The organism is Streptomyces sp. NPDC127197, assembly GCF_042672405.1.
Taxonomy (GTDB): Bacteria; Actinomycetota; Actinomycetes; order Streptomycetales; family Streptomycetaceae; genus Streptomyces; species Streptomyces flavusporus.
Map to the genome: position 1 here is coordinate 11,633 of NZ_JBHXVG010000026.1, position 12,935 is coordinate 24,567.

At 73.0% G+C, this 12,935-nt stretch carries 10 protein-coding genes; 4 read left to right on the forward strand and 6 right to left on the reverse strand.

Annotation, left to right across the window (positions count from 1 at the left end):
* The first annotated feature begins 8 nt into the window (after positions 1-8).
* The 3 genes from ACFVJQ_RS31840 to ACFVJQ_RS31850 all read left to right on the forward strand — a co-directional run bounded on the left by ACFVJQ_RS31840 (position 9) and on the right by ACFVJQ_RS31850 (position 4,779).
* A complete protein-coding gene (locus tag ACFVJQ_RS31840; RefSeq protein WP_385789038.1) occupies positions 9-1,658 on the forward strand; it encodes a sugar ABC transporter substrate-binding protein in 1,650 nt (549 codons plus the stop codon).
* Between the two features lie 44 nt (positions 1,659-1,702).
* Positions 1,703-2,749: a LacI family DNA-binding transcriptional regulator gene (locus ACFVJQ_RS31845; RefSeq protein ID WP_385789126.1), complete on the forward strand. Its 1,047-nt coding sequence runs from the start codon at positions 1,703-1,705 to the stop codon at positions 2,747-2,749.
* Between the two features lie 113 nt (positions 2,750-2,862).
* On the forward strand, positions 2,863-4,779 hold the full coding sequence (locus ACFVJQ_RS31850) for a DUF2264 domain-containing protein (RefSeq protein WP_385789040.1): 1,917 nt from the start codon (positions 2,863-2,865) through the stop codon (positions 4,777-4,779).
* Here ACFVJQ_RS31850 and cobC read toward each other — a convergent pair.
* Both cobC and ACFVJQ_RS31860 read right to left on the reverse strand, forming a co-directional pair.
* Positions 4,727-5,788 carry an Rv2231c family pyridoxal phosphate-dependent protein CobC gene (cobC, locus tag ACFVJQ_RS31855; RefSeq protein WP_385789041.1) on the reverse strand — a complete coding sequence of 354 codons (1,062 nt, stop codon included), beginning with the start codon at positions 5,786-5,788 and terminating at the stop codon, positions 4,727-4,729. The two genes, ACFVJQ_RS31850 and cobC, sit on opposite strands and share 53 nt — an antisense overlap.
* Positions 5,778-6,707: a sirohydrochlorin chelatase gene (locus ACFVJQ_RS31860; RefSeq protein WP_385509097.1), complete on the reverse strand. Its 930-nt coding sequence runs from the start codon at positions 6,705-6,707 to the stop codon at positions 5,778-5,780. The genes cobC and ACFVJQ_RS31860 overlap by 11 nt, the downstream gene beginning before the upstream one ends.
* Before the next feature lie 200 nt (positions 6,708-6,907).
* Here ACFVJQ_RS31860 and ACFVJQ_RS31865 point away from each other — a divergent pair, with 200 nt between their 5' ends.
* Positions 6,908-8,536, forward strand: a complete 1,629-nt coding sequence (locus tag ACFVJQ_RS31865; RefSeq protein WP_385509096.1) for an IS200/IS605 family accessory protein TnpB-related protein — start codon at positions 6,908-6,910, stop codon at positions 8,534-8,536.
* Here ACFVJQ_RS31865 and ACFVJQ_RS31870 read toward each other — a convergent pair.
* The 4 genes from ACFVJQ_RS31870 to cobM are packed head-to-tail and all read right to left on the reverse strand — an operon-like array spanning position 8,533 to position 12,840.
* Entirely contained in the window at positions 8,533-9,102 is a 570-nt protein-coding gene (locus ACFVJQ_RS31870; protein ID WP_385509095.1) for a precorrin-8X methylmutase, read from the reverse strand. The two genes, ACFVJQ_RS31865 and ACFVJQ_RS31870, sit on opposite strands and share 4 nt — an antisense overlap.
* Positions 9,099-10,790 (reverse strand): precorrin-3B C(17)-methyltransferase, encoded by a 1,692-nt coding sequence (cobJ, locus tag ACFVJQ_RS31875; RefSeq protein ID WP_385509094.1) that lies wholly within the window; start codon positions 10,788-10,790, stop codon positions 9,099-9,101. Before cobJ ends, ACFVJQ_RS31870 begins: the two co-directional genes overlap by 4 nt.
* Positions 10,787-12,025 (reverse strand): precorrin-6y C5,15-methyltransferase (decarboxylating) subunit CbiE, encoded by a 1,239-nt coding sequence (cbiE, locus tag ACFVJQ_RS31880; RefSeq protein WP_385509093.1) that lies wholly within the window; start codon positions 12,023-12,025, stop codon positions 10,787-10,789. The genes cobJ and cbiE overlap by 4 nt, the downstream gene beginning before the upstream one ends.
* The gene (cobM, locus tag ACFVJQ_RS31885) at positions 12,022-12,840 is read right to left on the reverse strand and encodes a precorrin-4 C(11)-methyltransferase (RefSeq protein ID WP_224739761.1); all 819 of its coding nucleotides are present in this window, start codon (positions 12,838-12,840) and stop codon (positions 12,022-12,024) included. The genes cbiE and cobM overlap by 4 nt, the downstream gene beginning before the upstream one ends.
* Positions 12,841-12,935 lie beyond the last annotated feature (95 nt).

Below are 12,935 nucleotides of genomic sequence, written 5' to 3' on the forward strand. Positions count from 1 at the left end.
GGTCTCCCATGCCTCGCATGTCCCGACGTACCCTGCTGCGTTCCCTGGCCGCCGGTGGCGCCGCGGTCTCCGTCCCCGGTCTGCTGACCGCCTGCTCCTCCTCCGGCGGCGACAGCGACGTCTCCAACGCGGGCAAGAAGCTCGCGCCCTGGCCCGCGTACAAGCCCGCGACCGGCCCCAAGCCGGACCTCGCCCCCACGCAGGCGGGCGTCCAGGTCGGCTACACCTCCTACCCCTCCGACCTGGTCAAGTCCGTCGCCCGCACCCCGGGCGACGGCTCCACCATCAAGGTCATGTCGGTCTCGTTCGGAACACCCCCGAAACCGGCCTCCGCCAACCGGTTCTGGGCCGCGGTCGAGAAGGCCCTCGGCGTGAAGATCGAGTACACGATCGTCTCCCAGGCCGACTACCAGAAGAAGATGGCCACCGTGATGGCCGGCGACGCCGACTCCCTGCCGGACGTCATCAACCTCTTCTCCGGGTTCGTGCTGCCCCGCGAGGCCGAGTTCGTGCAGCGGCGCGCCGAGGACCTCACCCCCTTCCTCTCCGGCGACGCCATCGCCGACTACCCCAACCTCGCCAACATCCCGACCCACGCCTGGCAGGACATGGGCCGCATCGGCGGCCGCATCCACGGCATCCCCCTGGAACGCCCGCTGCCCGGCTCCACCCTCTGGATCAACCAGGGCATGTTCACCGACGTCGGCATGAAGGAGGGCTGGACGTCCGACGACTTCGCCGCCGTGGCCAAGCAGGCGACCAAGGGACGGACGTACGCCCTCGGCGCCGCCCAGGGCTCCCTGTTCGGCAACGCCGTGCACTCCGCCGCCCACAACGCGCCCCAGGGCTGGGCCGTCACCAAGGACGGGACCTTCCAGCCGGGCTGGGCCGACGAACGCTACAAGGCGGCCATCGCCTTCCAGGCGCAGCTCCGCAAGAACGGCTCGTACCACCCCGACGCCACGTCCATCTCCCAGATCGACCTGACCACGCTCTACTACAACGGCACCGTCGGCTCCATGCAGGACGGCTTCGGCGCCTACCTGCCCAAGTACCAGGAAGCCCCGGCTGGGATGACCCCGGCCGCCGCCCTCCCCTACAGCGTCGGCGGCGAACCCGGCGGCATCGTCGCCGCCCGCCGCTCCTTCGGCTACACCGTGCTGAAGAAGGCGAAGAAGGAACGCATCGAGCTGCTGCTGCGCATCCTCGACTACCTCGCCGCCCCCTTCGGCAGCCAGGAGTGGGAACTCGTCCACTACGGCGTCGAGGGCACCCACTTCACCCGCGGAAAGGGCGGCGCGCCCAAGCCCACCAAGCTCGGCGAGGTCGAGAACAACACCAACCTGCCGCTGAAGTACCTCGCCGAAGGCCCCCAGGTGCTGTTCGTGCCCGGTATGCCCGACGCCGTACGGGCCCTGCACGCCTGGCAGCAGAAGGTCGTCCCGCACGCCATCCGCAACGCCTCCTTCGGTCTGCAGTCCCGCACGAACAACGCCCAGGGCACCACGCTCAAGGCGCTCCTCGACGACACCGTCACCGGCATCGTCGCGGGCCGCATCCCGCTGTCCGAATGGGACGCGACGGTGAAGCGGTGGCGGGACCGGGGCGGCGACAGAATGGCCGAGGAGTTCGCGCAGGACTACGCGGCCAACACCTGAAGAACCACTGGCAGGAAGGGGAGACGCGGGGGATGGGTAACGACATGGGCGCCAAACGGCGGGTCACGATCCGCGACGTCGCCGAACGGGCCGGCGTGTCCATGGCCACCGCGTCCCGTGCGCTCAGCGGCAACCACCCGGTGCCCACGGCGACCAGGGCCCGTGTGCTGCGTGCCGCCCGCGACCTCGACTACGTCGCCAACGCGCATGCGCGGGCGCTGGTGGGCGGCGGCCGGAAGATGGCCGCGGTCGTCGTCCGCCAGGTCACCAGCCCGTTCTACGCCCAGGTCGCCGAGGGCGTGGAGGCGGAGGCCGCCGACCGGGGCTGGCTGTGCGTGGTCGGCGCGACCGGCGGGGATCCGCAGCGCGAGATGGAGTTCGTGCAGCTGATGCGGGAGGAGGGGGCACGGCTGGTGATCCTGGTCGGCGGCGTCGTCGAGGACGACGCGTATCGCTCGCGCGTCGCTCACTATGCGCAGGCGCTGGACTCCTCCGGGGGCCGGCTCGTGCTGTGTGGGCGACCGGCGCCGGATCCTGATATTCCGGCGCTGGTCGTCGAGTTCGACAACGAGGCGGGGGCGCGGGCGATCACCGGGTACCTGCTGTCCGCCGGGCACCGGCGGATCGTGTTCCTCGGTGGACTGCCCGGCAACACGGCACTCGACGCCCGCGTCGCCGGGTATCGGGCGGCGCTCGCCGAGCATGGGCTGCCGCGGAGCGCCGGCCGCGTGGTCGACTGTGGGCTCGGGCGTGCGGCCGGGCTGCGTGCGATGACCGAACTGCTCAAGGAGACGCGGGAGTTCACGGCCGTGTTCGCGGGGGACGACATGGTCGCTGCGGGGGCGCTCCGCGCGATTGCCGACGCTGGGCTGAGCGTTCCCGATGACATCTCTGTTGTCGGGTACAACGACATTCCGCTGGCCGAGGATTTCAATCCGCCGCTCACCACGGTGCGTACTCCTGCGGAGGAGCTTGGTCGTGCCGCCGTGCGTATCGCTTTGCGTGATCCCGAGCAATCCGGTGGGAATCACCATCTGCTCGGTACGCACATCGTTGTGCGCCGTAGCGTCGCTTCGCTGGGAGCGCCGTAGACGACTGCAGGTAGTTCGTGGCTGGTCGCGCAGTTCCCCGCGCCCCTTACGGGCGCTGTTCCCGCGCCTCTCAAGAAGCGGCGCCATCCGACTCAAGGAGGACCCAACCCCGTATGAGCGCCCCGTATGTGTCGCTCCCCGACCCTACGCGCCTGCCCGAACTCGACCCTCTCCTCTCGCCGATCACCGGCTGGACCCATGCCCACTGGGAGGCGGTCGCCGACCGGCTGCTCGACGGGCTGTTGCCGTATGCCTCGCCGGGGTTCGCGCAGTACCGGCTGCCGGGGCCGGCCAGCCATTCCGGGCCCTGGTCGGACGGGCTGGAGGGCTATGCGCGTTCCTTCTTGCTTGCCGCGTTCCGCATCGCGGGCTCGGGCGGACGAGTCGGTCCCGGACTGATCGAGCGGTACGCCACCGGACTCGCCGCCGGCACCGACCCGCACGACGGGGAACACTGGCCGCCCATCACCGACCGAGCCCAGCCGATGGTCGAGGCCGCCTCCATCGCCATCGCCCTGCACGAGTCCCGCCCCTGGCTGTGGGACCACCTCGACGACCGTGTGCGCGAGCAGGTCACCGACTGGCTCGGCGGTTTTGTCGGCGCCCGTGCCAACGACTCCAACTGGCGGCTGTTCCAGGTCATCACCGAGGAGTTCCTCGCGTCCGTCGGTGCCCCGCACAGTCGGGCCGAGATCGACGCCGGGCTCGCCCGCCTCGACGACTGGTACCGGGGTGACGGCTGGTACACCGACGGCGACGGCCGGAAGTTCGACTACTACAACGCCTGGGCGCTGCATCTGTATCCGGTGCTGTGGGCGCGGATCGCGGGCCCGCGGGCGGACCCGGAGACGGTGGCCCGGCATCGCGCGCGCCTGCGCGAATTCCTCGCCGTCCACCAGCACTTCTTCGGCTCCGACGGGGCCCCGGTCCACCAGGGCCGCTCTCTCACCTACCGCTTCGCCACCACCGCCCCCCTGTGGGCGGGCGCGCTCGCCGACGCCACGCCGCTGCCGCCGGGCCGCACCCGTCGCCTCGCCTCGGGCGCGCTGAAGCACTTCGCCGAGCGCGGGGCGCCGGACGAGCGGGGCCTGCTCACGCTGGGCTGGTACCGACCGTTCCTCGGCGTGACCCAGCGGTACTCCGGCCCCGCCTCCCCGTACTGGGCGAGCAAGGCCTTCCTCGGTCTGCTCCTGCCTGCGGACCACCCCGTGTGGACGGCGCCCGAGGAACCGGCCCCCGTGGACACCACGGACGTGTGCCTGGCCCTGCCCGCACCGGGCTGGCTGCTGCACTCCACCGCGGCCGACGGGATCGTACGGCTGGTCAACCACGGCAGTGACCGGCTGCCGCCCCCGCCCGCCACGGCCGAGGACAGCCCGCACTACGCGAGGCTCGCCTACTCCAGCGCCACGGCCCCCGAGACACCGGGCCCCGACAACCACATCGCCGTCCTGTCCGCGGACAGCACACCGTCTCCGCGCGGCCGTATCCACCCCCTCGGTGCCGAGGGCCGCCGCGCCGCCTCCTGGCAGGCCGGCGGCGGCCATCGCATCGAGACGGTCAGCGTGGTGAACGGCCCGTGGGAGGTGCGGGTGCACCGTCTCGACGTACCGCCCGACGCGCCGGTGCGCGAGGGCGGTTGGTCCGTGGCCGACGACACCGCGCCGCCGGTCGCCCGCACCGGGCCCGGCTGGGCGCTGGCCCGCCGCGCCGACGGTCTGACCAGCGCGATCGTCGGGCTGTACGGCTGGAGCGGTGCCGACGGCACGGTCGCGCAGGCCGTCGGGACCAATGCCTGCGGACACCACTCGGCGACGCCTGTTCTTCAGCGGCCCGACGGCGCCGGCCTGTTGGTCACCCTCGTGATGCTCAGCGCCGATCCGCACGCTCTGCGCACAGGCGCCGGCGCGACGGTCGACGCCGACGGAACCGTGGAGATCCGCTTCCCGGACGGCACCCGGGAGCGAGTGCCCCCGCTCAGCGGTCCGCCCGGGTCACCGCCTGCTCCAGCGCCCGGAGGAACGAGCTGACCGTCGCCCGGTCCCGGACCGCCAGCCGCAGCCACTCCTCGCCCAGCCCGGGGAAGGTGTCCCCGCGCCGCACCGCGTACCCGAGGTCGCGCAGGTGCCGGCGTACGACGGCGGCCCGCGGCAGCCGTACGAGGACGAAGGGCCCCTCGGCGGGCTGCACGACCTGCAGTCCGGCGATCCCGGAGAGCCCCGCCACGAGGTGGGCCCGGTCCGCGGCGATGCGGTGCGCGGCGTGTGCGGCCTCCGCCAGGGCCTGCGGTCCCACGCACGCCTCTGCGGCGGCCAGCGCCGGCGTGGACACGGGCCACAGCGGCTGGGCGCGTTCGAGGCCGGCGATGGTCTCCGGGGACGCCAGCACGTATCCGATGCGCAGCCCGGCCAGCCCCCAGGTCTTCGTCAGGCTGCGCAGGACCACGAGCCCGGGAACGTCCGTCCGCCCGGCCAGCGCCTCCCGCTCACCCGGCACGGCGTCCATGAACGCCTCGTCGACCACCAACGTCCGCCCGGGACGGGCCAGTCGGGCGATGGCGTCGGCCGGGTGCAGCACCGACGTCGGGTTGGTCGGGTTGCCGATCACGACCAGGTCGGCGTCCTCGGGCACCGCCCCCGGATCCAGCCGGAAGCCGTCCTCCTCGCGCAGCAGCACCCGGTCGACGGTGTGGCCCGCATCCCGCAGCGCCGCCTCCGGCTCCGTGAACTGCGGGTGCACGACGACCGGCTGACTGACCTTCAGGGCCCGGGCGAGCAGCACGAAGGCCTCCGCCGCGCCCGCCGTCAGCAGCACCCGGTCCGGTGCGAGACCGTGCCGGGCCGCCACCGCAGCCCGAGCGGAACGCCCGTCCGGGTAGGCCGCCAGCCCGCCGAGCGACCCGGCGATCACCTCCCGCAGCCACGCGGGCGGTGTGCCGGCGCGCACGTTGACCGCCAGGTCGACCAGTGACCGTCCCTCGTCCCGGACCTCGGCGTCCCCGTGGTGCCGCAGGTCGTGCGCGTCGCCCTCAGTGCGCATGGGAGTGGGCGTGCCCGCCGTGGTGGTGGCCGTGATGGTGGTGACCGTCGTCGTCGGGGTGGTAGTGCGGCTGCTGCGGCAGCCCCACCTTGTCCTCGAAGCCGGGCAGCGCGATCCGGTACACGCACGAGTCGCAGTTCATCCGCAGATCCCCCTGCACCGCCTCCTCGTACCGCTCCATCACCAGGTCCAGCAGCTCCGGCTCCGGCCCGATGACGTCCGCCGAGCGCACCTCGACCTCCGGGTGCGCGGCCGCCCAGCCCTCCGCCTGCATCTGCACCCGGTCCGGCAGGATGCCGGTGAACAGGAAGTACGGCAGCACGACGATCCGCCTGGCCCCCAGCCGCACACACCGGTCCAGCCCGCTCGGCACGTCCGGCGCCGCCAGCGACACGAACGCCGTCTCGACCCCGGCGTACCCGCGCCCCTCCCACAGCAGCCGCGCGGCCTTGTGCACCTCGGCGTTCGCGTCCGGGTCCGTCGACCCCCGGCCGACCAGCAGCACGGTCACGTCGGCCCGGTCCCGCGGGCTGCGCCCGGAGGTCCCCAGCGCCTCGTCCAGCCGCCGCTCCAGGACGCTCAGCAGCGCCGGGTGCGGGCCCAGCGGACGCCCGTAGGAGTACGAGATCCCCGGGTGCCGTTCCTTCTCGCGGGCCAGCGCCGCCGGGATGTCCCCCTTGGCGTGGCCGGCGGACACCAGCATCAGCGGAACGGCGGCGAACCGCCGTACCCCGCGCTCCACCAGTTCGGTCACGGCATCGCCCAGCGGGGGCGGGGACAGCTCGATGAAGCCGCCCGCGACGGGCAGGTCGGGGTGGCGGCGGCCCAGCTCCCGTACGAAGTCGCGGAACGCCTCGGCCCCGGCGTCGTCCCGGGTGCCGTGACCGGCGATGAGCAGGGCGGGCGGCGGGGTGGTCACAGGGTCTCCTTCGGAGTGGGCATGATCTGCCGTCGGCTGACAGGTCTCGGGCGTGTTCTGGTGTGCGTAGGTGAGCCCGTCGACGACGGTGCGCGGGCCTTGGAGGGAACGAGAGTTCTTGTGTCGAATGCGTGACCTCTGAGGGAAGCGCTCGTTGGGGTGTGATGACGGCATTTTCGGGATCCTGCGGGGGATGGGACATGGGTGGGCTGCGCGAGGTGGCGGCGCCGTTCGTGGTGCCCGGCCCGTCCGGGGTTACGATCCGTGCCGGCCTCAAGGGCCTGTCCGGGCAGGACGCGAAGGTCCTGTGCCTGGTCGGTGACCTGCTCGGCTCCCTGGCCTCCCGGGACCTGAAGGACCGCTGCGCGGCCGGACTCGACCATGACAATGACCAGTGGGCGCGGCGCAAGCGGGTATTGACCGAGGAGTCCTCTTCCCGCTGGGCAGGGAGCATTACCAAAGCGACGCACGACCAATGGGCATTGGCCAGGCGCAGCCAGCTGGCCCGCATCCAGATGCTGCAGGCAGGTGTCGACATGGTCAGGCGTCGGCTGTCGCTGCCGATCGGAGCCAAGGGCTCCCAGGGTTTGCCTGGCGGTTATCGCTCCCAGGCGGAGTGGTTTACCAAATCCCGGCGCCTGCACCTGCTGGAGGACCGGCTGAAGCAGGAACGGGCCGATTACGAGGCCGGACGTGTGCGGGTGGCACGCGGCGGCAAGAAGCTGCTGCGCATGCGGCACCATCTGGAAGCCGCCCAGTTGACCGAGGAACAGTGGCGGCGCCAGTGGCAGGCCGAGCGCCGATTCCTTCAGGCGGACGGCGAGTCGGGGAGGCGGTTCGGGAACGAGACGATCCGTGTCACCCCGGATGGTGAGGTGACCATCAAGCTTCCGGCGCAGCTGGCCGCCCTGGCGAATGCGCCCAACGGCCGGTACGTGCTTGCCTGCCGGATCGGCTTCCGGCACCGGGGCGAGCAGTGGACCGACCGCATCACCGCGAACCGCGCCGTGGCTTACCGCATTCACTACGACGTGGGTCTTGACCGCTGGTACCTGACGGCTTCCTGGCAGACCCCGTCGGTGAGGATCGTGACGTTGGAGGCTGCCAGGACTGCCGGGCTGATCGGCGTGGACACCAACGCCGACCATCTCGCTGCCTGGCGCCTGGACGCCCACGGCAACCCGGTCGGCGAACCTCGCAGGTTCGACTACGACCTGACCGGCGAGGCACCGCATCGCGACGCCCAGGTGCGGCATGCCCTCATCCGCCTGTTGCACTGGGCCAAGCGCCACGGCCTGTCCATCGCGATCGAGAACCTGGACTTCACCGCGGACAACACCCGCGAGAAGCACGGGCGGCAAAAGCGGTTCCGCCGACTGGTCTCCGGTCTGCCCACTGCAAAGCTGCGTAGCAGACTGGTGTCCATGGCCGCGGAGTTCGGCATCACTGTCGTGGCCGTCGATCCGGCCTACACGTCCCGCTGGGGCGCCCAGCACTGGAAGCACCCCCTGACCACGGAGACACGCAAGACCACCCGCCACGACACCGCCGCCGTGGCGATCGGAAGGCGCGCCCTGGGGTACCCGATCCGGCGACGGACGGCACCGCCCCCACAGCACCAGAGTGATGCTGTGGGGCATCGGACCGTCCAGGCCGCATCGAGTGTCCTGGGGCGTGAGGAAACCCGCCCCCGCATTCCCGGACCGCGGACACGATCCGTCGGCGCTGGATGCGGAGCGAAAGCGGGGGACCAGTGTGCCCACAACCGTTCGGGGCACGCGGCTGAGCATGAGCTCTGGCAACAGGACTCACTCCCGTTCAGTCTTTAGGAACGGTGGTACAGCAGGGCGTTGAGCGCGGCGGCGGCGACCGCCGACCCGCCCTTCTCGGACACGTTGCTCACGGCGGGCAGCCCGCTCTCGCGCAACGCGGCCTTGGACTCGGCCGCCCCGACGAAACCGACGGGCAGGCCGATGACGAGCGCCGGATCGGCGTCCAGCGTCAGCAGCTCCTCCAGGGCGGTCGGCGCACAGCCGATCACCCACAGCGCGCCGGGCCCGACCTGCTCGTACGCCAGCCGCATGGCGTGCGCGGAACGGGTCAGCCCGGGACCGGCCTTCGCGTCCTTCAGCTGGCAGACGGTCTCCCGGCGGGTGATGCCGGCGGCGACCATCTCGACGTCCACGACGACGGGCGCGCCGGCGTGCAGCGCGGCGTACGCCGTCTCCAACGCGGCCTCGTCCATGACGAGGTCGGTCGCGTAGTCGAGGTCGGCGGCGGAGTGGATGACCCGCTCCACCACCGCCCGGGTCAGCGGCGGGAAGTGCGAGGTGTCCAGACGGGCGCGCAGCCGCCGGAAGGACTCCTGCTCGATGGGATGGACCACACGGTTCACTGGGCGCCCTCCTGTGATGCCTGCCAGCGGTAGCCGCGCGGCGTCACCATGCGGCCTGCGATCTCGCGGGTCGCCGTGTTGCCCACCGTCACGACCGTCATCATGTCGACCGTCGCCGGGTCCAGCGCGCCCAGCGTGGTCAGCCGGCTCGACTCGTCCGCCCGCGACGCGTTGCGTACGACACCGACCGGCGTCGTCGGCTCCCGGTGCTCGGCGAGGATGCCGAGCGCCTTCGGCAGCTGCCAGTCGCGGCCCCGGCTGCGCGGGTTGTAGAACGTCACGACGATGTCCGCCTCGGCCGCGGCCCGCACCCGCCGCTCGATGACCTCCCAAGGCGTGTGCAGATCGGACAGACTGATCGAGACGTGGTCGTGGCCGAGCGGCGCCCCGAGGATCGCCCCGGCCGCCAGCGCCGCCGTCACGCCCGGCACGCCGACCACGTCGATGTCGTCGGACGCCTCGGCGAGCGCGGGGGAGGCCATGGCGTACACGCCCGCGTCCCCGCTGCCGATCAGCGCCACCGCCTGCCCCTTGCGGGCCTCGGCGACCGCCGTGCGCGCCCGCTCCTCCTCCGCGCCAAGACCGGACTCCAGGATCCGGGTGCCGGGCCGCAGCAGATCGCGGATCTGACCGACGTACTGGTCGAGCCCGACCAGCACCGACGCCCGCTCCAGCTCCGCCTTGGCGCGCGGGGTCAGCAGGTCCCGGGCGCCCGGCCCGAGCCCGACCACCGCGAGCCGGCCGCGCCCTGGCCGCCGTACGACGGCACAGGTCGCCATGGCGGGTCGGCCCGCCGACTTCCGCTTCGGTACGAGCAGTTCGCCCCCGCCGACCAGCGCGGCCGCCTCCGCTACCGACGGCGTGCCCACCGCGGCGAGCGGCGCGTCGGACGGGTTGGGGACCTCGACACGGGCCAGCTCCTCCGCGCCGTACGTCACCAGCGGCACCCCCAGCCGGGCGGCGGCCTCGACGATGCCGGGCTCCTCCGCCTTGGCTTCCACGGTGGCCAGCTCGGCGACGCTCGCCACCGACAGCTCCGCGTCCCGCAGAGCGCCCTCGATCACGTCAAGCACTTCTGCCACGGGCGCCCCCTTGGACGCGCCGACGCCCACCACCAGCGTCGGCGGACGCAGCACGACCTCCCGCGCGGCGGGCTCCACCGAACGGTCCGTCACCCGGATCGCGTACGGCCCGTCCTCGGCGACCGGCAGCGGCGGCAGCGACCACGCCACCTCCGCCCGCAGCGCCACCGGCTCCCCGTCGAGGAGCGCCCGCGACACGGCGGCGACATCGCCCTCCACCGGCAGCCCGAGCGTGTCCAGGCCCGCGATCCCGACGGCGTCGGTCGCCGTCGTCACCACCGGCTCGGCACCGAGCACCGAACCCACCTCGCGGGCCAGCTCGTTGGCGCCGCCGCCGTGCCCGCCGACCAGCGACACGGCGTACCGCCCGCCCTCGTCGACGCAGACCACGCCCGGGTCGGACGTCTTGTCGCCCAGCAGCGGCGCGACCAACCGGACGACCGCCCCGGTCGCCAGGAAGCACACCAACTGCCCGCACTCGGCGAACGCCCGCCGCACGGCGTCCCCCGCGGGTCCGTCGTACACACGCGTGCGGTCCGGCCACGCCGCGGCCAGCCGGTCCCGCGCCGCCGCCCCCGCCGCGGTGGCGGAAATGAGGCCGATCACTGGGTAACTCCTTCAGAACAGGCGGGACGCCGCACGCCCCACAGCAGAAATACGGGGTTGGTCGCCGCGAGCCGGGTCACGTCCCCCGGCAGCGGCGCGAGTCGGGACGACTGCAACAGCACCCCGTCGCAGGAGAACCCGGCGCTCGTCAGCGCCTCGCGCGCGGCCGGCACCCGGTCCAGCGCGGCCACGGCGACGACCACGGTGCGCCGGGCGCGCCGGGCGCACGCGGTGACGACGGCGGGCAGTTCGCGCCCCCCGCCGCCGACGAACACCGCGTCGGGGTCGTCGGCGAGGTCCGCCAGCGCGTCCGGCGCCGACCCGTGCACCACGTGCACGTCCACGCCGTGCGCGGCGGCGTTGGCGCGGATCCGCTCCACCCCGTCCGCCGCCTTCTCCACGGCGACGGCCGCCGCGCCGAGCCGCGCACACTCCACGGCCACCGAGCCGGAGCCCGCGCCCACGTCCCACACCAGGTCGCCGAGGCGGGGACCCAGCCGGGCCAGGGCCAGCGCCCGCACCTCGAACTTGGTGATCATCGAGTCGCGGTGGGCGAACCCGGCCTCGTCCAGCGCCCATCCGGGGGGAGCGGCGGGAGGCCCGGCAACCGTCCGTACAGCGCCGAGCGCACGCGTCTCGTCCAGGCACAGCACGACACTCACGGCCGTACCCCAGTCACGCGCCGCGGCCTCGGCGGGCGTCACCCGCTCCACGCGCTCCCGCTCCGGATCGCCCAGCGCGGACGCGACGACCAGGACGCGCTCACTGTGCAGCAGCGCGACCCCCAACTCGGCCGGACCGGCGCCGGGCCCCGTCAGCACGGCGACCTTCGGCCGGGCCCGGCACACGTTCACCGCCGTCCGAAGTTCCCGCCCGTGCGCGCTGACCACCACGGCGTCGTCCCAGGGCAGCCCGATCCGCGCGAAGGCGGCGGCGACGGACGAGACGCCGGGCCGCACGTCCAGCCGCTCCGCCCCGAACCGCTCCGCAAGCGCCCGTACGATCCCGAAGAACCCCGGATCCCCGGAGGCCAGCACGACCACCGGCCGGTCCTTGGCGACGTACTCCTCGATGGTGTCCAGCGCGGGCGCCAGCGGCCCGAGCACGATCCGCTCGGCGCCCTCCGGCAGCCGTACGGCGCCCAGATGCCGTCGCCCGCCCACGACGAGCTCCGCCCCGGCGGCCACGTCGTCCGCGAGCGCGGCCCCCGTCCCCGTACCGACTACGGTGATCACGTGCTCGCACCCCGCTCGCGCAGCGCCCGGCGGGCCTCAGGGTCGGCCTTGCGGTAGCCGTGGAAGTGACCGGGGTGGTACAGGTGCGAGCGGGTGCCGTGCGCGTCGAGGGCCGGACCGACCAGGAAGAGGGTGTGCTTCCAGAGCTTGTGCTCCTTGACCGTCTCCTCCAGCGTGCCGATCGTGCACTTCACGACCAGCTCCTCCGGCCACGTCGCCTGGTAGGCGACGACGACCGGGGTGGTCGTGGGATAGCCGCCCTCCAGCAGCTCCCGCACCAGCTGCCCGCTGCGGGCCGCCGACAGGAAGACCGCCATGGTCGTGCCGTGCTTGGCGAACTCGCGCACCTCCTCCCCGGGCGGCATCGGCGTCTTGCCGCCGCCGAGCCGGGTGAGGACGACCGACTGCGCCACCTCCGGGATGGTCAGCTCCCGCTGCGCGAGCGCGGCCACCGCCGAGAACGACGACACACCGGGTACGACCTCGGTCGCGATACCGACCTCGGCGCACCGGTCGAGCTGCTCCTGCGTGCCGCCCCACAGCGCCGGGTCGCCGGAGTGGATGCGGGCCACCTGCAGGCCCTCGGCGTGCGCGCGCTCGTACACGGCGACCACGTCCTCCAGCGACATCGTCGCCGAGTCGAGGATCTCCGCGCCCTCCCGGGCGTGCTCGAGGACCTCCGCCTGCACCAGGCTCGCCGCCCAGATCACGACATCGGCCTCGGCGATGGCGCGCGCGGCACGGAACGTCAGCAGATCGGCGGCGCCGGGGCCGGCACCGACGAAGGTCACCTTGCCGGTGGGGGCATCGGCCATGGGAAATCGGTCCTCTCCTACAAGTCCTACGAGTACTGCGGCTGGTGACGCCATCGGGGTCCCCTCGAGCGAGGGGAGTGCGCACACGCCCGTCG

Excerpts from the sequence above, each read along its gene's own strand:
- ACFVJQ_RS31845 (WP_385789126.1), top strand. The coding sequence starts at position 1,703 with ATGGGCGCCAAACGGCGGGTCACGATCCGCGACGTCGCCGAACGGGCC.
- ACFVJQ_RS31840 (WP_385789038.1), top strand. The coding sequence starts at position 9 with ATGCCTCGCATGTCCCGACGTACCCTGCTGCGTTCCCTGGCCGCCGGT.
- ACFVJQ_RS31865 (WP_385509096.1), top strand. The coding sequence starts at position 6,908 with ATGGGTGGGCTGCGCGAGGTGGCGGCGCCGTTCGTGGTGCCCGGCCCG.
- cobC (WP_385789041.1), bottom strand. The coding sequence starts at position 5,788 with ATGCGCACTGAGGGCGACGCGCACGACCTGCGGCACCACGGGGACGCC.
- cobM (WP_224739761.1), bottom strand. The coding sequence starts at position 12,840 with ATGGCCGATGCCCCCACCGGCAAGGTGACCTTCGTCGGTGCCGGCCCC.
- ACFVJQ_RS31850 (WP_385789040.1), top strand. The coding sequence starts at position 2,863 with ATGAGCGCCCCGTATGTGTCGCTCCCCGACCCTACGCGCCTGCCCGAA.